Source organism: Chryseobacterium sp. POL2 (assembly GCF_011058315.1).
GTDB lineage: Bacteria > Bacteroidota > Bacteroidia > Flavobacteriales > Weeksellaceae > Soonwooa.
Genome location: NZ_CP049298.1, coordinates 2,053,269 through 2,075,482, shown reverse-complemented (window position 1 = coordinate 2,075,482; position 22,214 = coordinate 2,053,269). Strand labels below are relative to the sequence as shown.

At 32.1% G+C, this 22,214-nt stretch carries 25 protein-coding genes; 8 read left to right on the top strand and 17 right to left on the bottom strand.

All coding sequences use genetic code 11. The features are described from left to right. Positions 1 to 6: 6 nt before the first annotated feature. The 3 genes from G6R40_RS09715 to G6R40_RS09705 all read left to right on the top strand — a co-directional run bounded on the left by G6R40_RS09715 (position 7) and on the right by G6R40_RS09705 (position 2,443). Positions 7 to 1,341: a quinol:cytochrome C oxidoreductase gene (locus tag G6R40_RS09715; protein ID WP_165134639.1), complete on the top strand. Its 1,335-nt coding sequence runs from the start codon at positions 7 to 9 to the stop codon at positions 1,339 to 1,341. An 81-nt stretch (positions 1,342 to 1,422) separates the two neighbouring features. Then, positions 1,423 to 2,115, top strand: a complete 693-nt coding sequence (locus tag G6R40_RS09710) for a 3'-5' exonuclease (protein WP_165137634.1) — start codon at positions 1,423 to 1,425, stop codon at positions 2,113 to 2,115. A 1-nt stretch (position 2,116) separates the two neighbouring features. Then, a complete protein-coding gene (locus tag G6R40_RS09705; RefSeq protein ID WP_165134636.1) occupies positions 2,117 to 2,443 on the top strand; it encodes an SUF system Fe-S cluster assembly protein in 327 nt (108 codons plus the stop codon). Between the two features lies 1 nt (position 2,444). On the opposite strand, the gene G6R40_RS09700 is transcribed toward G6R40_RS09705, so the two are convergent. Next, a complete protein-coding gene (locus tag G6R40_RS09700; RefSeq protein ID WP_165134633.1) occupies positions 2,445 to 2,849 on the bottom strand; it encodes an OsmC family protein in 405 nt (134 codons plus the stop codon). 81 nt (positions 2,850 to 2,930) lie between these two features. Next, positions 2,931 to 3,779, bottom strand: coding sequence for a hydroxymethylglutaryl-CoA lyase (locus G6R40_RS09695; RefSeq protein WP_165137631.1), 849 nt, complete (start codon positions 3,777 to 3,779; stop codon positions 2,931 to 2,933). Between the two features lie 161 nt (positions 3,780 to 3,940). Between G6R40_RS09695 and pepT the strand changes: the two genes are divergently transcribed. The 4 genes from pepT to G6R40_RS09675 are packed head-to-tail and all read left to right on the top strand — an operon-like array spanning position 3,941 to position 7,480. Further along, positions 3,941 to 5,191 (top strand): peptidase T, encoded by a 1,251-nt coding sequence (gene pepT / locus G6R40_RS09690; RefSeq protein ID WP_165134630.1) that lies wholly within the window; start codon positions 3,941 to 3,943, stop codon positions 5,189 to 5,191. Positions 5,192 to 5,199: 8 nt separating this feature from the next. Then, positions 5,200 to 5,619: a SufE family protein gene (locus G6R40_RS09685; protein ID WP_165134627.1), complete on the top strand. Its 420-nt coding sequence runs from the start codon at positions 5,200 to 5,202 to the stop codon at positions 5,617 to 5,619. Next, positions 5,616 to 6,581: a glycosyltransferase family 9 protein gene (locus G6R40_RS09680; protein ID WP_228455836.1), complete on the top strand. Its 966-nt coding sequence runs from the start codon at positions 5,616 to 5,618 to the stop codon at positions 6,579 to 6,581. The genes G6R40_RS09685 and G6R40_RS09680 overlap by 4 nt, the downstream gene beginning before the upstream one ends. Beyond that, complete coding sequence (locus G6R40_RS09675) at positions 6,578 to 7,480, top strand: glycosyltransferase family 2 protein (protein ID WP_165134624.1); 903 nt, start codon at positions 6,578 to 6,580, stop codon at positions 7,478 to 7,480. Before G6R40_RS09680 ends, G6R40_RS09675 begins: the two co-directional genes overlap by 4 nt. Here the strand turns inward: G6R40_RS09675 and G6R40_RS09670 are convergent. The 7 genes from G6R40_RS09670 to G6R40_RS09640 all read right to left on the bottom strand — a co-directional run bounded on the left by G6R40_RS09670 (position 7,477) and on the right by G6R40_RS09640 (position 12,595). Next, positions 7,477 to 7,923 (bottom strand): VanZ family protein, encoded by a 447-nt coding sequence (locus G6R40_RS09670; RefSeq protein WP_165134621.1) that lies wholly within the window; start codon positions 7,921 to 7,923, stop codon positions 7,477 to 7,479. The two genes, G6R40_RS09675 and G6R40_RS09670, sit on opposite strands and share 4 nt — an antisense overlap. Positions 7,924 to 9,021: 1,098 nt before the next feature. Continuing rightward, positions 9,022 to 9,834 carry an IS3 family transposase gene (locus tag G6R40_RS09665; RefSeq protein WP_262887642.1) on the bottom strand — a complete coding sequence of 271 codons (813 nt, stop codon included), beginning with the start codon at positions 9,832 to 9,834 and terminating at the stop codon, positions 9,022 to 9,024. 5 nt (positions 9,835 to 9,839) lie between these two features. Beyond that, positions 9,840 to 10,127 carry a transposase gene (locus G6R40_RS09660; protein ID WP_165133128.1) on the bottom strand — a complete coding sequence of 96 codons (288 nt, stop codon included), beginning with the start codon at positions 10,125 to 10,127 and terminating at the stop codon, positions 9,840 to 9,842. 228 nt (positions 10,128 to 10,355) lie between these two features. Continuing rightward, positions 10,356 to 10,625, bottom strand: a complete 270-nt coding sequence (locus G6R40_RS09655) for a hypothetical protein (RefSeq protein WP_165134615.1) — start codon at positions 10,623 to 10,625, stop codon at positions 10,356 to 10,358. A 2-nt stretch (positions 10,626 to 10,627) separates the two neighbouring features. Next, positions 10,628 to 11,062 carry a hypothetical protein gene (locus G6R40_RS09650; protein ID WP_165134612.1) on the bottom strand — a complete coding sequence of 145 codons (435 nt, stop codon included), beginning with the start codon at positions 11,060 to 11,062 and terminating at the stop codon, positions 10,628 to 10,630. 227 nt (positions 11,063 to 11,289) lie between these two features. Continuing rightward, positions 11,290 to 12,165, bottom strand: a complete 876-nt coding sequence (locus G6R40_RS09645) for a hypothetical protein (RefSeq protein WP_165134609.1) — start codon at positions 12,163 to 12,165, stop codon at positions 11,290 to 11,292. Between the two features lie 55 nt (positions 12,166 to 12,220). After that, on the bottom strand, positions 12,221 to 12,595 hold the full coding sequence (locus tag G6R40_RS09640; protein ID WP_165134606.1) for a hypothetical protein: 375 nt from the start codon (positions 12,593 to 12,595) through the stop codon (positions 12,221 to 12,223). 212 nt (positions 12,596 to 12,807) lie between these two features. Between G6R40_RS09640 and G6R40_RS09635 the strand changes: the two genes are divergently transcribed. After that, complete coding sequence (locus tag G6R40_RS09635) at positions 12,808 to 13,029, top strand: helix-turn-helix domain-containing protein (RefSeq protein WP_165134603.1); 222 nt, start codon at positions 12,808 to 12,810, stop codon at positions 13,027 to 13,029. Here the strand turns inward: G6R40_RS09635 and G6R40_RS09630 are convergent, their stop codons facing one another. The 8 genes from G6R40_RS09630 to G6R40_RS09595 form a co-directional block, all read right to left on the bottom strand. After that, on the bottom strand, positions 13,030 to 13,359 hold the full coding sequence (locus G6R40_RS09630) for a hypothetical protein (RefSeq protein ID WP_165134600.1): 330 nt from the start codon (positions 13,357 to 13,359) through the stop codon (positions 13,030 to 13,032). Positions 13,360 to 13,437: 78 nt separating this feature from the next. Further along, the gene (locus G6R40_RS09625; protein WP_165134597.1) at positions 13,438 to 14,610 is read right to left on the bottom strand and encodes a hypothetical protein; all 1,173 of its coding nucleotides are present in this window, start codon (positions 14,608 to 14,610) and stop codon (positions 13,438 to 13,440) included. A 229-nt stretch (positions 14,611 to 14,839) separates the two neighbouring features. Further along, positions 14,840 to 15,274, bottom strand: coding sequence for a RadC family protein (locus G6R40_RS09620; protein WP_165134594.1), 435 nt, complete (start codon positions 15,272 to 15,274; stop codon positions 14,840 to 14,842). Positions 15,275 to 15,326: 52 nt separating this feature from the next. After that, positions 15,327 to 15,677, bottom strand: a complete 351-nt coding sequence (locus tag G6R40_RS09615; RefSeq protein WP_165134591.1) for a hypothetical protein — start codon at positions 15,675 to 15,677, stop codon at positions 15,327 to 15,329. Positions 15,678 to 15,920: 243 nt separating this feature from the next. Continuing rightward, positions 15,921 to 19,265: a DEAD/DEAH box helicase family protein gene (locus G6R40_RS09610; protein ID WP_165134588.1), complete on the bottom strand. Its 3,345-nt coding sequence runs from the start codon at positions 19,263 to 19,265 to the stop codon at positions 15,921 to 15,923. 28 nt (positions 19,266 to 19,293) lie between these two features. Then, positions 19,294 to 19,599: a hypothetical protein gene (locus G6R40_RS09605; RefSeq protein WP_165134585.1), complete on the bottom strand. Its 306-nt coding sequence runs from the start codon at positions 19,597 to 19,599 to the stop codon at positions 19,294 to 19,296. 19 nt (positions 19,600 to 19,618) lie between these two features. Further along, positions 19,619 to 20,722, bottom strand: a complete 1,104-nt coding sequence (locus G6R40_RS09600) for a restriction endonuclease subunit S (protein ID WP_165134582.1) — start codon at positions 20,720 to 20,722, stop codon at positions 19,619 to 19,621. Beyond that, positions 20,719 to 22,179, bottom strand: a complete 1,461-nt coding sequence (locus G6R40_RS09595; protein WP_165134579.1) for a class I SAM-dependent DNA methyltransferase — start codon at positions 22,177 to 22,179, stop codon at positions 20,719 to 20,721. Before G6R40_RS09595 ends, G6R40_RS09600 begins: the two co-directional genes overlap by 4 nt. Between the last annotated feature and the right edge of the window lie 35 nt (positions 22,180 to 22,214).

Here is a 22,214-nt window from a genome sequence, read left to right as displayed (position 1 = left end):
AAGAACATGTATAGTTTTTCACCTAAGTTAAGATTATATTCCATTATACTGATTGTTGTAGGATTAGTGTTATTTGCGGCTGGATTTGCCTTAAATAAAGGAATTGATGATACTACTATTACCCACTGGATGGAAGCTGTTCATTCAGGTGGTCATGATAACCCAACACACTCTAGCGAAATGGTAGGTCCACAAGACCACCAAGCGCATTTAGATCACGCTAAAATGCAAGTTGGAAACCAGCCGTTGGCTGCGCTTCATGTTGCTGCGGTATTCTTATTCGGAGTTAGTTGTGCTGCTTTATTCTTTTATAGTATTCAGCATGCGGCACATGCAGGTTGGTCTATTATTGTAACAAGAGTTATGGAAGCTGTGGCTTCTTTTATCCCATACGGAGGCGCTATTCTTATTATAATTGTTTTGCTAAATGCATTCCACATGGGACATTTGTTCCACTGGATGGATCCAGCATTAACAGATCCTAATGACCCACATTTCGATGTGATTATTTATGAGAAGAAATTGTTCTTAAATATTCCGTCTTATATTATTAGAACATTTATCTATGTATTAGGAGCGAGCTTCTTTGCATGGAAGCTTAAACAAACTTCTAAGAAAGTGGACGATACTAACGGCGACAGAAAAGTATATGCTAGTCTATACAACTGGAGCGTAGGATACATCGCATTCTTCGGATTTGCTTCTGCAGCGTGGGCTTGGGATTGGTTGATGTCAATAGACCCTCACTGGTATTCTACATTGTATATTTGGTATTCTATGGTGAGTTGTTTAGCAACTGCTGTAGCTGCAATTATCTTGGTAGCTGTTTATTTAAAGAAAAAAGGATTTTATCCTCAGTTCAATGATAACCACTTACACGATTTAGGTAAGTATTTGTTCGCAACAAGTATGCTTTGGACATACCTTTGGTTCTGTCAGTTCATGCTTTATTGGTATGCAAACGTTCCAGAAGAGGTTAACTACTTCTTCGGTAGATTCGAGTATTACGGTCCAACATTCTTACCAATGTTAATTATTAACTTCCTACTACCATTGTTAATTCTAGTAAGTAGTAGCATAAAACGTAATTACAAAGTGGTTACAACTATGGCTGTTATTGTTATCTTTGGACACTGGGTTGATTATTTCAACATGGTAATGCCAGGAACAGTAGGCCCTTATTGGAACAACATTCCAACGCTATTATTAACAGTTGGATCGTTCGCAGCGGTTGTTGGTTTATTTGTTTTTGTAGTATTTACAGCATTAACAAAATTAAAATTAATGCCAACTGGAAACCCATTCTTCCACGAATCAGAGATTTACGAATATCCTTTTTAAGAGATATTGTTATTTAGAATTTGAAGCCCGATATTTTTCGGGCTTCTTTTTTTTGTATATTTAATATTAAAATAAAAAATGATGATAAAGGCAATTTCCATTGAAAAGGTCCTCTTTTTAGATATAGAAACTGTACCACAGAATCCGAGTTATACCGATAATGATGAAGCGACGCAAATGCTGTGGGATAAGAAAACTAAAAATCAACGTAAGGATGACATTACTGCCGATGATTTCTACGGTGAAAGAGCAGGTATTATGGCAGAATTTGGAAAGATTATTTGTATTTCTATCGGGATAGTAGATCAAGCTAAACTTAAAATTAAATCTTTTTATAATGATAATGAAAAAGACTTATTATTAGAATTTTGCCAAATTTTCAACAGCGCAAGACTTCGCGATGTTATACTTTGTGCACACAACGGAAAAGAATTTGATTTTCCCTACATAGCGCGCCGACTTTTAATAAATGGCATTGAACCTCCCAAAGTTTTTCAAATGTTTGGTAAAAAACCCTGGGAAATTCCACATATCGATACGATGGAGCTTTGGAAATTCGGTGATTGGAAGTCTTATGTATCTTTAGAATTATTAGCCCACATTTTTAATATTCCAACCCCGAAAGACGATATTGATGGTTCACAAGTCGCTCAAATTTATTACGAGGAGAAAGACTTATTAAGAATAGTTAAATATTGTGAAAAAGATGTCTTAACTTTGTGTAATATTTTCCGACGTATGAGACAGGAAGATATTATAAAACGTTTAGATTAAAATGAAATATACAGACGAACAAATTGCAGACATCGGAGAGAACATCATCAGAGAGCTTAAAAGTATCTATGATCCAGAAATCCCAGTAGATATTTATGAGTTGGGATTGGTGTACGATGTGCAAATTTCGGACGAAGGACAAGTGGTTGTGGTGATGACGCTAACATCTCCGAATTGCCCGGTAGCAGAATCTTTGCCCATGGAGGTTGAAGAAAAAGTGAAAGCTGTAGAAGGCGTTACCGCTGCTAAAATTAACTTGACTTTCGAACCTACATGGACAAAAGATATGATGAGTGAGGAAGCGCGCTTCGAACTCGGAATGTTATAAACTAGTCTGCGTATTCGAATATCAAAATTTTCTTGATATCGGGGTGAAGACTCAAATACACAGGACAATTGTGTGCAGTATCTTCGATAAATTTCTTTTCGTCTTCAGAATGCTTTTGCGGAAATTTTAAAACGCAGAATATTTCTCCAATTCTTCTTGGTTGGAAATACATGGTTTTTTTCAATTCGCAAGTTGCTCCTGTAATGTCGATATTCCTATCTTTTCCAAGCACACTTATCGCTGCAAAAATACTTTGTGCTAAAGAGGTTGCGAAAAGATCAGTAGGCGAGAAGTTATCTCTCTTGTTAAAGTTATCTTGTGGAATCCCGATGTGCATGGTATTGCCAGAATCTTCATGAACAGAATCCATCTCGTTATTGCCTAAATAAGTTGTTTTAGAAGTCATAGTTTTAGTATTAATGTATTATAAATTTAATCATTATTTTGCTAAATATGTTAGAATATAAAGTAATATTTTGCAAAAATATTAAAAATGAAAAATATCTTTAGCTTTATTATAAGCGCTTTCAAAATTTAACATGTTTTGATGAACATCAATTTTTTCAACAGCCATAAAGTTGAAAACCTGCTCTGTAGGCATATTTCCCACAAGATCATCTTTCGCCATAGGGCAACCGCCAATTCCTTTAATTGCACTGTCAAATCGTCGACATCCCTGGTCGTAAGCTGCTTTTAGCTTTTTATAAGAATCTTCGTAACGATTATGTAGATGTGCCCCGAAGTTGATATTAGGATATTTGAAAGGGATTTTATTAAACAAAAGACTGATGCGCTCGGTATCACCAACACCTGTTGTGTCCGATAAAAGTATTTCTTTAATTCCAACTTCATCAAAACGCTTTGCCCAAAAATCCACATCTTCCCAAGCCCAGCTTTCGCCATAAGGATTTCCAAAAGCCATAGAGAAATACAAATTTAGCTGTTTTCCTTGTGCGTTTGCTAAATCTAGAATTTTGATAATTTCTTCAAAAGCATCTTCTCGGCTTTTGTTGGTATTACGATGTTGAAATGTCTCCGAAATCGAGAAAGGAAATCCCAAAATGTCAACATTATCATGTTCCAAAGCTTTTTCGGCACCGCGAAGATTGGCAACAATGACAGATAATTTTGTATTGGACAAAGATTTATCAATCTCATCAACGACATCTCCTGAGTCTGCCATTTGCGGCATGGTGCGAGGATTTACAAAACTTGCACAATCTAATACATCAAAACCGACATCCATTAAGGCGTTGATGTAATCAATTTTTTTTTGAGTTGGGATAAATTCGCCCCAACCTTGCATAGCGTCCCGTGGACATTCTGTTAGAAACAGTTCTTTCATTTACTATTTTTATTCTACCAAATTCTGGAGATGACGATATTTTTTAAAGAATTAAAAGACAATTGTCATCAAAAATGCTGTTTAGAAAAGCGTATAAGCATTTGCCATTCCATGCATAAATATATAACTTTGCTTTAATTATACCAAAAAAGATGAAGTCAATAGAATTTACATCGGAATGGCGCAAAAAATTGGTCGACCGATTTATTACATACGTTAAGATTTTTTCAACCAGTGATCCTGAAAGTGAGACAACGCCGTCCACGCCGCAACAATGGGACATGGCAAAATATCTTTATAACGAATTGCAAACATTGGGTCTGGAAGATGTAAGCATGGATGAGCATGGTTATGTATTTGGATTTATACCTTCAAATATTGAAGAAAAAGTACCTCAGGTTGGTTTCATTGCGCATTACGATAGCACGCCAGATTTCAATGGAGTTGATGTTAAACCTCAGATTTGGGAAAATTACGATGGTGAGGATTTACTTTTAAATAAAGAAACAGGATTTGTTTTATCTCCTAAAAAATTTACTGATCTTAAAAAATATATTGGTCAAACCATTATCACAACAGATGGTACAACATTGTTGAGTGCTGATGATAAGGCAGGCATTGCTGAGATTGTAACGGCTGCAGAGTATCTTTTGGCACATCCAGAGCTTAAGCACGGTCGTATTTCAGTTGGATTCAATCCTGATGAAGAAATAGGTCGTGGCGCACACAAGTTCGATGTTGAGAAATTTGGTGCCGAATGGGCTTATACGATGGATGGCGGCGAGATTGGAGAATTGGAGTATGAAAATTTCAATGCTGCAGGCGCTGTTATCAAAATTACAGGGGTGTCTGTACATCCAGGATATTCGTTTGGTAAAATGTTGAATGCAGGATTGGTCGCTTCAGAATTTATCCAATCGCTTCCAAGTAACGAAACGCCAGCTACAACAAAAGGGTACGATGGTTTTTTCCATTTAACAGATTTTACAGGAGATGTAGCTGCAGCGAAACTTCTATATATTATTAGAGATCACGATGATGCTAAGTTTGAAGCTCGTAAAGTCTTAATGCAACAAAAAGTGGATGCTATCAACGAGAAATATGGTGAAGGCACTGCAACTTTAGAAATAAAATCGCAGTATCTTAATATGAAAAAACAGTTTGAAGGTAAAATGCATATCGTTGAAATTGCAGAACAAGCAATGAAAGATGCTGGTGTTGAGCCTAAAATAAAAGCCATCCGTGGTGGTACAGATGGTGCGCAGCTTTCGTATATGGGGCTGCCTTGTCCCAACATTTTTGCTGGTGGACATTATTTCCATGGACCATACGAGTTTGTTCCAATAGAAAATATGGAAGCCGCTGTTAAAGTTATTGTAAACATCGCTCAATCTGTTAAATAACTTAGCTGATGACAATTAAAGAGAAACAAAAGGAGTTGGTGGACGAGTTCGCTTTTTTAGGCGACTGGGAAGAAAAATATGAATATATTATTGACCTAGGAAAATCTCTGATACCTCTTCCTGATGATAAAAAAATAGACGAAAATCTCATTCGTGGCTGTCAATCCAAAGTGTGGATAGATGCACGTTTTGAAGATGGAAAACTTTATTTCGATGCCGATTCAGATGGGATACTACCCAAAGGGATTGTGTCTATGTTGGTAAGCATCTACAGTGGACATGCCACACAAGAGATTGTGGATTCTGATTTTGAATTTATATCAGAAATAGGTTTACAAGAGTTTTTGTCACCCTCCAGAGCCAATGGACTTATGGCGATGACAAAACAAATTAAATTCTATGCCGTTGCATATCAATTAAAAAAGTGAAAAGAATCCTAGCATACCGTTTTTCAGCTTTTGGAGATGTGGCCATGACTGTCCCTGTTTTCAGAGAATTTCTGGAGCAAAATAAAGATGTGGAAGTTATTTTTGTTAGCCGCCAGAATTTTGCGGATTTGTTTGATGATGTTCCTAATCTTAAGTTCCATGGTGTTGACTTCGATAACTATAAAGGTATTTTAGGTATTAGAAAATTAGGGCGCGAAATTTTAAAGCTTTATAAACCCGATTTTGTTGCAGATTTTCACGATGTCATTCGGACCAAACTAATTGATTCTATTGCGAGAAGGCACGGTTACAAGGTTTTTAAAATTAATAAAGGTAAAGAAGAGAAAGAGCATCTTACCGATGTTTGGAATCTTAATAAAGTTCAGCTTCGGCGAACTGTCGATCGCTATGCGGGCGTACTTCGAAGAATGGGCTACAAGCTTGAATTGTCTTATGAGTTACGAAGTAGGGTAGCAGAAAGACACGGCATTGGTTTCGCTCCATTTGCCCAGCATAAAGGGAAAATGCTTCCTCTCGAGAAATCTTATGAGCTTGTTAAGCAACTTGCGAAACGTCAAAAAGTTTATTTCTTTGGAGGCGGCAAAGAAGAGTCGGATATCCTCCAGCGCTGGGAAACCGAGATTCCTAACACACATAGTCTTGCAGGAAAGCTAAGTTTAAAACAAGAATTGGATATTATAGCGAGCTTAGAATTAATGATTTGCATGGATTCTGCCAATATGCATTTGGCAAGTCTTATGGGAACGCGATGTCTTTCCATTTGGGGCTCAACGCATACCTATGCTGGGTTTTTAGGCTATGGACAATCCGAAAATGATGTGGTTCAGGTTAAAGACCTTAGCTGTAGGCCTTGTTCTGTTTTTGGAGATAAAGACTGTTATCGTGGCGACTATGCTTGTTTAGAAGAACTTCATATCCAGCAGATTTTAGATAAAATATGAAGCTGTCGATTTGCATACCGATTCATAATTTTGATGTCAATGTTTTAATTTCAAACCTAAAAGAAGAAATTGAAACCAGGCAACTCGATGCAGAAATTTTACTAATTGATGACGCTTCAAAACCAGAGTTTTTAAATATCAATTCTCCTGCAATACATTCTGTTGATTTTTTTAAAAGTTTAGAAGAAAACATAGGTCGTTCGGCAATTCGGAATTTGTTTTTAAAATATGCAAACGGTGATTATTTAATGTTTTTAGATTGCGACGGAAAGATTATTTCTAAAAACTTTATCAGCGATTATTTGGAATACATCCAATCTCAACAGCCTGATGTTATGTATGGAGGCAGAACCGTATCCCGTACAAAACCAGAAAAAACCTATCAATTGAGATGGAATTATGCTACAAAAAGAGAAAATCTTAATTTAAAAAAAAGACAGCAACGACCATATTTGGGCTTTCAGACGAATAATTTTGTAATTAAAAAAGAGATTTTTAAAAAATTTCGTTTTGATGAAAAATTAAAGAATTATGGTTATGAAGATTTGCTCTTCGCTATGGAATTGAAAGCAGCAAATATCCATATTCGTCACCTAGAAAATCCAATTTTCAACAACGATATCGAATCCAATATTGTCTTTACAAGCAAAGCAGCAGAAGCTGCACAAAGTTTGGCCTGTATTTTAAAAGATCCCAAAACAAAAGATAAAGTGGTCGATCTTAGGTTAAGCAAAGCCTATCAAAAGCTTAATAATTTCTACTTGGATATTTTGTTTAATCTTTGTTTTTATATTGTTGAACCTTTTCTTAAAGCCCGATTAAAAACAGGAAAAGCACATCTTAGAATTCTTGATTTTTACAAACTCGGCATTTTATCACGCGAAATGTCAAAAGCCTAAGCGTATTCGAGGTTCGGTTCATTTTCGAACATCCAATCTTCGTAGAAATATTTAGTTATACTGTAGGTTACAAAACCCAAAATCATTCCTAATGTATTTAGGAAAAGATCATCAACATCTGCCGTACCACGATGGCTCCAATATTGGGTTAATTCTATAATTGCAATGGCAATTGGAAAACCAATTAGTAATTTTGGGAAAGAAAAATACTTCTGAGAAATAAGTCCCATCCAACCAAATGGCATGAATACAACGATGTTCCCAATAATATTAACCGCAAAGTGCTGAGCCTCAACTTTAGACTTAAAAAACATATTAATAGTCTCAAAAGGCTGTAATTGTAAGTAGCCGATTGGTCCGGCTTCTCTACCCGAGCCGTAAAACATCATATACAATAGAAAAATGGTATAAAAACCAAGCAAAGGCGCATAATATCTCTTCATAAACTTCACAATTTTTTGCTGTCTTTATAGCGAATAAAATGACAAAAGATTTTTTATTTGTTTAAACGCGAATTTTGTGTACAAATATGATTCCTCAGGCGTGTTAAAAAGATAAAAAATCTAAACTTTTATGAATTTTTAATATTATGATAAATAGAATTTTGCTTTTAAACTAGTGTATTAAATAGTCAAATAAAGAATATTTAAAATGTAAATATTTGATTATATGGCTTTTGTGTAAGGTTGTTATTTTGGTATTATAGTTTGTAATCGAAGTTTTGAAGAGCTGTTATTTCAAAAGAAATGTTAAATTAAGACTTTGCTTGATCCGTAAAAACTTCAATAATTCGTGATCGTTGTACATAGTGCAAATGTAGGATTCTAATCATTCTCCCCAACTTTTGTTACTGATCCAGCCCTTGATCCCTGATCCGTTTGTAAGAAGTAAATGGCTGAAATAAAAAAAATCCCAAATCTTTCGACTTGGGATTTTGTGTGGGTCCTGAGGGATTCTCCAAAATTCTTGCTTTTCTTTTATTAATAGGTGTTACAAAGGTTTCCTAAATTAGGGTATGCCTAAAAAGATGCCTTTTCTGAAATATTTTGGCATATAAAAGTGCACAAATCGTATGTTTATATAATATGTTTTCTAATTTGTGCACTTTTTATCTACACAAAATCTAGTGGTATAATATATGATGTTTATTTTATGCAGTTTTTTCTATTACTTCTAGATTAGTAGAATGTCCATATATAACCTGTATGTCACATTTATTATTTTTAAGAACACATATCTTATTTACATCACCTACATGATATTTAAATACAAATTTGGACAAAAAAAGACTGCGAAATTTTTAGATTGTGAAAATATGTTTTCTATAATATGTAATTGTACAAATACAAGGATATCTAGGTTGAAATGTAGCTTTTCTTCTAGACTATTGCTCCTAGAAATAAGAGTTTAACAAGATATAAGTATTAATCTATACCATTACTAATCTCGTGTTCTAAGGGGTCTAGCTGAAACTCCCATTCTACATATTATAAGTTACCCTCGATTCTCTAGACCAAAAATAGTTGTTTCTTAGTTGAGTATTAAGCTGCTTTGCAGTATCTATTTTTGGGTTTGTTGTTTATTCCTTGGTGTTTACGATAATGGTATTTTTCTAGCCATTGTTTAATTCCTAAATAAAGGTCTAAACCATTGTCTTTGGGATTGAGGTAAATGTATTGATATTTTAAAGTTCTCCAAAATCTTTCAATAAAAATATTGTCCAAAGCTCTTCCTTTACCATCCATTGAGATTTTTATACGCTCGTTTTTAAGGTAGTTTACATACTCATAACAGGTAAACTGCGAGCCTTGGTCGGAATTGATTATTTCAGGTTTTCCATAAGTTGCTACCGCTTGTTGTACTACTTTTAAAGATTCCAAGGCCTCCAAACTATTACTCAATCCCCAACCAACGATGTATCGGCTATACACATCAATAATGGCTGTGAGATACATAAATCCGTTTTTCATGGGTAGGTAGGTGATGTCTATTTGCCAAACTTCATTGGGCTTGGTAATGTTCATCCCTCTCAATAAATAGGGATAAATATATTTATTTTCCCCTTTTTGAGTAAGCATACGACGAGGATAAATAGGCATTATCTCTGCTTTACGCATCAACCTACGGACTCTTTCATAACTCATTTTCATACCACATTCCTCCAGCATACTCTGCATCGTGATAACTCCTGCGGTGGGTTCTTCGAGAATATGTTTATCCATAAGTTGCATGGCTTCTAAATTCTCTTTACGCTCTGCTTTAGCTCGATAATAGAATCCTGAACGATTAATCTCCAAAAGGTCACACTGCTCTCGAATACTAAATTGATCGTTTTTATCGATCAATAATCGCATATCTATCATAGTCCGAAGCGTTTCAAGTTTTTTTTTAGAAATTCTTTCTCCATCTCTAGCTTGCCAATTTTTTGATAAAGCTCCGAAACACTCTCATCACTACTTTCTTTAAGAACTTTACTTTCAAAAACCTGAGCAGATTTTTCTATAAACTCCTGCTTCCACTGTGAGATTTGATTGGGATGTAACTCATATTTTAGAGCTAATTGTTGTAGAGTTTCTCTCTCTTTTAATGCTTCAAGGGCTACTTTTGCCTTAAATGCAGAATCGAATTTGCGTCTCCCTGTTTTCATAATTCTAGACTTGTTTAAAGTTAATGTTTTTCAACTTAAATATTGGTCCAGTTTTGTGAGGGTATTATATTATGTGCCAATTTGAATAAATTTATTAAGGTTATTTATAGGATATGAATATAAAAAACCACTTTTTTGAAAAGTGGTTAAATTGTTTTTATTTTAGAAATTTATGAAATATTGTTTGCTTTTAAAATTTCTGTAGTAAATGAATTCTATTTTATCCATTTAGTAGAATTCAAGGTTTATCAAATTGTTATTTATTTTCACTAAATAATTGAAGCTAATGCGCTGATAAATTTGACTTGTCACTTTATTTAGCTCCAAAAATTTTTCTAAGCCCATTTCTGGAGAGTCATTTGGATCCATAAAAGCCTGAAGTTCTTCATCCTTGAATGTTACTCCATCTTGCTCTACAGAAATTTGAGTAATCTTATATTTTTTGTGAAGGTTTTGGAAATATGAAATTTCCACTTCTGTTAATAATTCTACTGACATTATTATAAATTACACAAGTTTTCGATTTTCTTTGCTACAGACATGAATATGTCAAATTGATCAGAATTACTATTGTAACTCCATTTTTCTTTTTTATGAAGAGGTTTAAGGCTTGAGATATCTACACCCATCCTTTCCAAACCTTGCTTGTTATATTGAAGTTCAAACTCAATGTTAACATTACCTAAAACTTCGAAAATACTGACTGATGCTAATGTAGTTGGACCTGCCCAGCCCATTTGATAAAAATTAGTGTCATTAACTAATACTTTTGGAGGTTGAGTATTGTCAAAATTATCAAAACTTGCTATTAGCTCTGAATATTTTTTACTAATACCTCCTGTTTGATTAAGTTCTACATTCTTTTCTTTCATATCTTTTGTGAAATTATAAACTAAAAAAAGAATAACTACTAATAAACCAATGACTATTTCCATATTTTTATTTTTCTGCTTTTCTTTTAATTAGCCAAAAAATAAATATTATTAGAGCATTAGGTAGAAGGCTTCCTAATATATAAGCTCCATTAGCATTGTTCGGATTTGAAGAAATTCTAGGAATTGTCATAAATACATATTGTAAAATACATAAGATTGTAACAACCCAAAAGATTGTTGTCCAAGTTGAGCTCTTTTTTTCCATAGTTTTAAAATTAATAAATTTGTTATGATGTTATTTTTGCCCATAGTGATGGGTGTTTTTTTGAAAATATTTCAACCAATTTTTCTGATTCCTCTTCATCTGTTGTGTTAATGATTTTTACCCATTCGATTGCTTGTATTTTTGTCATACCCTCATCTATTAAATTTTGAATGGTCATATCATTACTGATTTTTTGGTACATTAAATCTTGATTTTCTGATTCGTGGAACTGCCATTCTACTACGTGGTTTTTTCCAGATGAAAATGAATCCCAGTACCAAGTAATTTTTAAAACATCATTAATCTTTCTTAAACTGAATGACATACCTGTGTTTGTGATTTCTACTTCATTTAAATTTAGCTCACGTAATTTGTAAAGAGGATTTCTTTTCATGATATGAGCTATTAAATCTTTATATATCAAATTTAAGCTTATATTAGCTTTAGTATTCGTAGAGTAATTTTGACTGTTAGAGCTTTTTATTGCTTGACTATAAAGTTTAATTAGCCAATCTTCTATACTTATTCTAATTTCAGGAAGTGACCTTTTGTCATTTACTAGTTGAGAAGCCATTTTCATAAAGTCATCAACATTAACAAAGTTTAAATCTTTATCAGAACCATATTTTTTTCTTACAGCATCGTCTTCTATTTTTGAAATAGCAATATAGTAGATGCCTTGATAAAAATGTTTAACTAACTCCATTAATTCCTTGTCTTGCTTATATGGAATTTTATATGTTCTTTGTTTTGATGTGTTATCTAGAAGTGCTGCAAAATAGTTTATTTTCGTTTGCTCATCTAATGTTTTGATAACTTGATCACATGGAACTAACACCAACTTCTCAACAGGATGTATCGGATTTATTTTATTATTAGTTTTCTCTTTGTTACTCATTGAAAAGTAAATTATCAATCCAATGATTAAAATTGCGATCCAAATCATAATATTGTTAATTTAATGGATAAATTGCGATTTTTTTTATTTTTTTCATTTTTAAGTATTTAGAACATCTAGCATCTGCATTAGATGGTAATGTCCACTTACTCCAATTTTCTTTTTCAGCAATTTCAGAACAATTTTTGCCATTTAGATTAGAGTAGTCAATGTTAGATCTAACTAATGATTCAGATAGTCCTTCTTTATGATTTTTATAAAATTCTGGATTATCTTTCCTGAATTGCAATACTTGTAATTCAGCTTCTGTTAAATTATTGCTATTTTGAGCAAATGTCTTTTTTGTATTCTGTTTTGTTTTTTGTTTGCTTTTTTGAGAAAATACACTGAGACTGCAGAGAGTAATTCCAATGATTATAATTTTTTTCATGTTTTTTTTCATGTTGAGATGTAGTTAAGATATTTTTGTTCTTCTGAACTAAAGTTTATTGATTGACTTGTATTGCTATTAGTAGGCAAATTTATGAAGCTAGTTTGATTCTAAATTACGGGAAACCATAAAATGAATAAAATATTATTGCCATATATGGCATTTAGTTAAGCAAATATAATCAACAACTTTGACTTGTCAAATAAGTCAAGTTGGATAAAGCTGAAATTCTTAAACTTGTAGGTAAAAGAATCAAAGAACTAAGAGAATCTAAAGGAATCTCTCAGGTTGAACTTGTTGGCAGAATGAATGGAGAAATTGATCCTACTAATATTTCTCGTATCGAATCTGGTAGAACTAATCCTACTGTATTTACCTTGTTTAGAATTTCTGAGGCTCTAGAAGTTTCTTTAAATGAATTATTGAAAATTTAATTATCTTTTAGGTACATAGGTTTTGTTACCATTGCTATTTATGTAATATTGTCCACCACGAGTTCCTGTTTGTATAGTTTGACCATTACCATAATTTAGTGCTTGAGTAGAATAATCTTTTGCTACTGTTCCTGTTTTGCCAGTTAAGTAATTTGTATTTCCTTTTGTTGAAAAATTGTCAACATTGGTATTATTGCTTTCTGTTTTATAATGTGGTGCTACATAGGTTCCTGTGCTAGGTTTATAATAGCCATTTTGAAGCTTTATACTTTGACTAAATGTAAAACATGTGCCTGTCAATAATCCTAAAAATAAAAATGCTTTTTTCATTGTATGTTGATTTAATACTGCAAATTTATGATTAGGAACTTAACATTATTAAAAGTTGCAAATTTGCAAGGACTATTTTTACATTAAAGCTTGTAAAGCATCTAGGTCATAATCAGAATCATCTACTGTTCTTAATATTGGAATATACTTCAGACTTCCTCCATGATAATCACTTTTGATAATGTAGTTCTGGGCAATATCATAATCCATGACTTTCTGAAAGGCAGATTTTATTCTAGAAATATGCGTGTAGATAGCTTTTGTTCGAATATCAACTAAATCTGTGATACTTTGATTCATTTTGTCTACATCATCAAATAAACAAATATCAAAATATATCTTTCTAAGTTGTTCTTTATAATTATGCAAATTATTTAGATTGATACCATCTGGATTTTCGTAAAACAAGATATAGACAGCTTTAGTTAGATTGCTCATTTTAACTTCTAAATTATTGAAATATGGAAGAGTGATTCTGTATTCAAAATCTATAAAAATGCTGCTAACTAAATTAAGGTCAAGATTATTGACCTTTTTTTCCATCATTTTTTTTAGGATTGGAAGTACTAGCAATAATTTTCCACTGTTTTTCAAATCTTCTAATTGTAACTCAAAAGCTTTAACCTGTTCTTTAGTTTCATCATCCAGTTCAGAATAAATATTTTGCTTTGGATCAACATTATGTCTTGAATTAAGAACTTGATCTTCTTTGCCAATAAAATCTGCAATTAGCTCTAGTGGAGTTTTGGGGTTTTGAAAAAAATTATCATAGCTAAATCCTACTACATAAACTTTGTGGTTTTTTTTGAAAACAAAACCTGATTTAATATCTCCACTATACCCATTGTGGTAAAGTATCTCCTTATAAAGAGAATGGTATGTATTACTAAAATCTTCATAACCATCTCCTAGGTTATATTCGTTTAATGTGCTCGTAAGTTTTAAAAATTCTGAACTAAAGTTGCTAATAGATTTTATTTGAGGTAAAAAGTAATCAATAACATTTTTTGACTCTAGACTTAGATTTTTTCTATGTAGTAAAATATATTGCAAACCTTCTTTTGAATAAGCTTCTACATCTTCTTTATAGCAATAATCCAAGAAGTTTCTTAATGGGTAGTCATTTTCTAGATCAAAGAAAAGAATCATTTTATCTTGAAGAGCAAAATTGCTAGTAAACTCTGTCAAATTTGGTTTTACAAATTCAATTTCAAATCCATTTTCACGTATTAGATTTATAAAGCTGTTCATTATTGTTTTCTTTCAAAGATAATGAATTACTTAACTCTGTATCTTTCTCAACAATAATACCTCAGTTTTTTCTGGTAAAAAGTATTTAAAATAGAACTATTGTAATTTTATGAAATAAAGATGTTATAAAAAAGCTATATTAATAATATCTACAACTTTTTCAATTCAGATTATTATGCAGTTTTATACTCATCATTTGATACGTGCGAGTCTGAGTATTTTTAAAAAATTAAAGCAATCCTTCATCTGCAAAACTAAAGTAAGATTCTTTAGTTACAATAAGATGATCTAATAATTGAATATTCATCATGTCACAGCAAGATTTAAGTTTTGTTGTAATGTCTTTGTCTGCTTTACTAGGATTTGTATTACCACTAGGATGATTGTGAACTAGGATTATTCCTGTTGCTAATGTTTTTAAAGCAATTGATAGTATTAATCTAGTATCAACAATACTTCCTGTAATGCCACCTTTAGAAAGATGATGTATTCCTAGAACATAATTTCCCTGATTTAACAACATGATTTTAACCTCTTCATATAGCTCTAAAGTGCCTAGATTCCAATGGTTTTTAATAAGGGTAACAGCTGATTCGCTATTTGTTATTTTAGCATTGTCAAGAATGCTAGGATAGTAATTTATTTGTATTTCTGATACTTTCATTGTATAAAAAATAAAGCACATCCATATTTTTGTTATGGATGTGCAGTTAAAATTAGTTAAAGGCTTGTTCTAAACTCTTTGCAAGTTTAGCTTCATCAGTTTCAACATCTTCTGGAAGATAGATGTATCTGTGCTCTAGAGAAATAACCTCACCTGTTTCTTTAATAGAGTATTGATAAGGCTCAGTTGTAATCTTGGTAATAGAGCCTGGAAACTCAGTGCCAATAAGTCCTTTGCATGTAGCTTCATCAAAGGTAGTTGGAACTAAAGCTTTTTTAGCAGTAGCATAATACTGTCCTGAGGTTTTGGACTTAATCATTTCTATACCACCTTGAACTTCTAGAACATAAAATTCTGTTCCATCTTCTTTTTGTCTTGTTTTGTAGTTGATAATTCTTACCATTGTTTTAAAGTTTTTGAGTTAGGTAATGGTCTTTTACTACAAACAATCATGAAATTCAGGTTTGAGAATCTAGAAAAGATAATCTTGCCTGAAAATATTTTTGTTGTAGCAAAAGGACAGGGGGAATCCCTGATGTCAAGAATAGGTGGGGGTGGTTAATATAGGGGAGTCTGCGTGAGTAATGAGCAAACAGAAAAAAAATTTTATAAATTTTTTTTCTACACTTCTTAGAATTCTGAGATTCTAAGCCACACAATTTGCATTAATTTCCTTTACTGTATTAGCTATTTTTACAGCTATATCTGTATCGAAGAGTTTTATGATACCTCCTGCATATATATCTGAGAAAGGTGGGTTAAAAAGTTGTTTTACATCCATTACACCATTTACAGAGAAGTAGTCTATAATTAAATCCATGAACTGAATTTGGTGGGAATTAAGACTTGCAAAGTTTACTAATTTAGAAAAGGAATTTTTAGCTTCTACCTTATCTAAACCTACCACAGACCTAATAAATTCTCCTAAAGGTTTATCTCCATACACTTCTTTGAAAACCTCTTTTGAGCCTAAAGAACCTTGTTCAAATAAGAACTTTTCTATGTACTCTAAATCTGCAGGTGTTATCTTAATATTTTTTCTAATCTTATCTATGATTAGGTCATATTGGTTTTCCTTAACAAATTGCTCTAGTTTTACTTTGTAAGCTTCTTTGTCAAAACTTCTACTTTCATAAATTTCTGGAGATTCTGCTACAGAAGTAATATTATCTGTAAGGCTAGTATAAATAATACCTTTACTTTCTTCACTCAAGAATTTAATTAAATCCCTTAATTCAACTCTTAAATGTTCTAGTTGTGATGGATTAATATCTTTCCAGTAAGATTCATCTGAAATAGCTTTAATAGTGCTTATTTTAGAGTTTACTTGTGGAATATTAGATTGTTTTTTTAGCTTATTAGAAATATTAATCATTCTACTGATTAAAGAAACTTGCTTTTTCTCTCCATTGAGATTGGCTAGCATAAAATCATACATCATCAAGTCAAATGATAGAGCAGAATTATCTGTATCTTTCTCAAAGACTAAATGAGCAATATGTTCTAAAATATCTTGATATTCTACTGTAGAAATAGAATTCCACTGAGTTCTATCTAGGTATTTCTCAATGTATTTAAGATGTGGTCTAACTATAAAACTAGTTTTCTTTTCATTGTATAAACTAGTTACTTGGTGGTGTAAATAATTGGTGATTTTTTGTCCTAGTTCTAAAGATTCTTCATCTTTTTGTTCTACAAGAATCTGACTTAGTTTTAATCTGAATGTAAAGAGTTTTTCTGCTAAAGACTTTTGTTTGGGTGCATCAGCTCCTTTAGGATTTTCTAAAAAGAATTCAAAGTTTTGACAAAAATCTAGTATTAAGAAATCTTCTTTATGCTCTTCATGTCCAAATAAATTATGGCATAATCTAGTACCTCTACCTATCATTTGCCAGAATTTAACTCTACTTTTTACAGGCTTCAAGAATACAAGATTTACTACCTCTGGTACATCTATACCTGTATCTAACATATCTACAGAACAAGCTATTTGTGGACTTTTATGTTTTATTTTAAAATCACTTAATAAGTCATGTCTATATTCAGTTTGATAATCTATTACCTTTAAGAAGTTGTCTTGATATTCTGGGTAATTGGCATTAAACCTTTTTCTCAAGAATTCTGCATGTTCATGTTTCTTTGCAAAAATGATGGTCTTTCCTAGCTTACTTCCATTATCTACCTTTATCCCATTTTCCATGAGATATTCTAGTATGGCATCTGCTGTATTGGTATTATATATCCATTGGTCTAATGCAGTAGATTCTATTTCATCTGGAAAATCTCCTGTAATAGGATCTCCAAACTTCTCTTCATATTCTAACTTTTCTTCCTCTGTTAAATCTGCATATTTAATGCCTTCTCTTTGAAACTTAGTTTGTACAGAATAGGATTTATAAGGTACTAAATATCCATCATCTACAGCTTTAGTTAAGTCATAATTGTAGGTTGGGTTACCTGTAGTAAGTCCAAATAACTCATAAGTATTTTTATCTGCAAAATCTACAGGAGTAGCAGTAAGACCTATTTTTAAACCATCAAAGTAATTAAAGATAGCTTTGTATTTATTATAAACAGACCTATGGATTTCATCAAAAATAATGACATCAAAATGTCCAACTCCATAAGTTTTTAAGTTATCAGTTTTCTCATTATCTATAATATTAATGAGGGTTTGATAGGTTGAAAAAACTATTCTACTTCCTATATCTTCTTTCTCATTAACTAGGTTTACAGATGGGAGATTAGGTAAGTAATCATTTAAGTTGTTTTTAGCTTGATTAACTAATGCAGTTCTATCTGCTAAGAAAAGGATTCTTTTAGCCCAGTTAGCCTTAGATAATACATCTATTAATGATGCAGAAGTTCTAGTTTTACCTGTACCTGTTGCCATAACCAGTAAGGCTCCTCTATGTCTAGCTTCAAATCTTTCTGCAACAGCTTTTAATGCTTCTATTTGATAATATCTGTTTGTGATATCTTCATCTATAGTGATGTCATTAAGATGATGTCTAGAAGTTCTTCTTTGGATATTTAAGCTTAATTCATCTTTGGTATAATACCCATTTACAGGTCTTATAGGATAATTCCAATCATAAAAAGAAATTTCATAGCCATTGGTTAAAAAGACATTGGGTAGTTGTCCAAACTCTTTTTCTAGACATTTAGCATACAGTTCAGCTTGATGTCTTCCAGAGTTATGATCTCTAGAAGTTCTTTTAGCTTCTACTACAGCTAGAGGTTTACCATCATTACCCCAAAGTACATAATCTGCAAAGCCTTCTTCTTGGTTGTTAGGCATTCCTTTAACCTTAAATTCCTTTACATTGGGTTGAGATAAATCCCATCCTGCTTCTTCTAGCATATAATCTATGAGTAGCTCTCTAGTTTTAGCTTCATTAGGATCTACAGGTGGAAGAATAACTTTTTGAGTTTCTATTCTATGAGCTTCTCTTTCTTTTTGAACTTCTAAAAGTTGCTTTTCTAGTTCAGCTTTTTGTTGAAGCTCTGCTTGAAGTTTATTAATAAGCTCTTCTTGCTTTTTATTTTGTTGAGTTTGAGAAATAGGAATTAGACTTTCCTCAAACTTAGGTTTTACCACATGTTCACTATTGTAAAGTGACATTAGGTAGTAACTAATATTATGGAGTAGATTAAGACTATGTACAGCTTGAGACTCTGTAATTTTGGTCCTACCAGTATTATGTACAGCTTTATTACCTAGTTGCCTAATAGCATGCATCATATTGAGCAAAGTAGGATTGTCTAGGATTTCTTGAAAAGCATTATCTTTCATTAAAGAGTTAATACTAGTATCATAAGGAAGTCTTAGACTAGGTTCATTTTCATAGATGAAATGTACCCATTGTTCTAAAGTTTTTCTAAGGTATAAGCCTGTAACTTCTAAATTATCATACAAAAATTGCTCTGCTAGTTTAGCAGAACTAATAATAGGTTCAAATTGAGTTGGATAATTGTAGAAATTACTCACTAATATTACTTTTTATAAAAATAGGAATTTATCTAGTGTTTTTCTCTATTTGATTTAGAGTTTTAGAAATTAGTCCCAAATCAGCTTTTTCTAGGATGTATTCTAAATTACCCAAATTAGGGATTTTAGGAGTGATATTTTTTTCTAATTCTGAAACATCATTTCTCAGACTTTTAACACCATCAAAAATACTGTCCATATTACTTTCATCGACATATTCAATAAGCATATTTAATTTATGATCTATGTTCATTGAGTTTATTTGCACTTCTGTAACAGATTCATTTATAGATTTTAGTTCATCTAATATAGCTTGTAGTAATTTTTCAGACATAATATTTGTGATTTAGTGATTAGTTAAAGTTAAAACTTTCTTGCAATAAAGCTTGAAATAAATTCTCAGACTCTTCTGCTTGTTGTTTTACTAGAGTTTTTTGAGCTTCTATATTTTTTATTTTCTCTGCAAATTGGTTTTGGAAATCAAGATTTATCAAGGGTAATTTTTCTTTGTGTACAATTTTTCTATCTAATGTAGGAACACCAGCTCCATGAGCAAATCTTTCTATTTTAAAGTTTTTGAGTAAGTATTCTAAGAAAATTAAATTGTTATTATATATTTCAAAACTATATAGTGTTGTGTTTAAAGGCCAACAATTAGTTTCACTTCTATGAACTTTTCCTATTGTTCCAGATCTTCCTGTTATTAAACATGGTTTTGTAGTTTTGCTTTTATCATGTAAGTCTAATACACCATTAGAGCCAAATACATGAATTTTACCTTCAGGATTTCTGTCTTGAGTAGGTAAATCATATCCTCTTTTGAGTTGCATTATTTTTTCAAAATTGACAAGTTTCCAGCCCTTTTCATTTTTCACAGGATCTCCAAACATATCTATAAAGATGGCTTGAGCTAGTTCATCATATTGAGTTAAAAGTTCTTGGTCTTTTTTTCTTAATGCATCAGCTTTATCTAGCTTTTCTGCAATAGCTTTTTGGATTTCTAAAGGAGGGAGTGGGATTTGTAAATCAGAAATTGCACTTAAATTAATACTAGGATATGCCTCTCCTTGTATTAGATTAGTTGGATTATAGTAAAACAAATAATGCTTTAGAAAATTAGAGTTTAAATTGTCACTTTTTGGTGTGACACATGCCAAATGATTTACAAAATAGCAATCTTGTTTTAGTTTCACTATTCTATTCATTGTGGCACTCATGCCACTTTTTGCAAATAGAATTGAGTTTTTTGGTGCAATTAAAAGCTTTAATTTTTGTGATTCTTCTTTATTTACTTTAGGGAAGTTGTTATAGTCACATTTTTCTTGCAACAATTGATTTAAGTGTGATGCTCTAATAAAAGGGAGACCTTCAGAATGATTAAATAAATCATCTTTTGGAGCATTTTTTCCAGATGAAATATTTGCAACTTTACCAAGTTTTACAACATCAATAATCATAGCAAAATTAATTTTAGATGATCTAGTAATGTTTTTCTCTCTTCATCCAATTTCTGAATATTTGCAATAATATCTACTGGTGTAGCATATACCTTTTGTTCATATTCTACTTCCTTGTATTTATTAATGCTAAGGTCATAGTCATTATCTGCTATTTCTTGTTTAGGTACTACAAAACTTTGTTCTGTTCTAGCTCTATCTACTTCATTAGCTCTATTTAAGAATCTTGTAACAGCATCTGGTATATCATTTTCTTTGGTAGGAGTTCTTTTATCATCTAAACTAAAACCATCTGCTTTCATATCATAAAACCAAACCTTATCTGTACCACCTGCATTGGTTTTAGTAAAGATAAGTACAGCAGTAGATACTCCTGCATAAGGTCTAAAAACTCCACTAGGCATAGAGATTACAGCTTCTAGAGTTTGGTTTTCTACTAATTCTTTTCTAATCTTTTTATGGGCTCCTGTAGAGCCAAATAATACTCCATCTGGTATAATAACAGCACATCTACCACCTAGTTTTAGACCTTTTAGCATTAATCCTAAAAATAATAATTCTGTCTTTTTAGAATCTACTAAGGCTATAACCTTTTCATCAACTGCATCTTTATCTAAACTTCCTTTAAAAGGAGGATTAGCCAAGATTAAACTTGCTTTTTCCTCAAAATCTGAGTTGGCTTGGGATAAAGAATCTACATCTTTTAATTGTGGGTTTTCTATACCATGCAGAATAAGATTCATAGCTCCAATTCTTATCATGGTAGGGTCAAACTCCATTCCAATAAACATATCATTTAGATAATGTTCTTGTACACTAGGTTTTAGAAGTTCTTGTTTGTAATGGGTTTGTACATATTCTGCTCCACCTACCAAAAAGCCACAACTTCCTGCTGAAGGATCACATATTACATCTTCCAAAGTAGGCTGCATCATATCCACCATCATTTTAATAATGTGTCTAGGTGTTCTGAACTGTCCATTACTTCCAGAAGTAGCAATTTTACTCAACATGTATTCATAAACATCACCTTTAGTGTCTTTATCTTGCATGTCTATCTTATCCAACATTTCTACAACTTGAGCTAATAATCTAGCTGTAGGAATAATAAAGTTGGCATTTTTCATGAACTTGCTAAAGGAAGAACTTCTACCTCCATAGGATTTCATAAAATCAAATACACCTCCTTCTTTTTGGAAGAGTTTGTACATTTCTTCTGGAGAAAGGTTTTTAAAATGACTCCATCTTAGGTTTTTATCAAACTCAGAATAAATAGGGTTTACTACTTCTCCAGTAATAATAGCTTCTTGGTCTATCCTGTTTTGTAATTCATCTAACTGCTTGATAAATAATAAGAAAGTAATCTGCTCTATAACAGAAAGAGGATTAGATAATCCTCCACTATGAAATGCTAACCAAACTTGGTCTATTTTAGCTTGTAGGTCTTGTGTGAACATGTGAGTTTTTGAGGAGCAAAGATAGTTTTTATAAA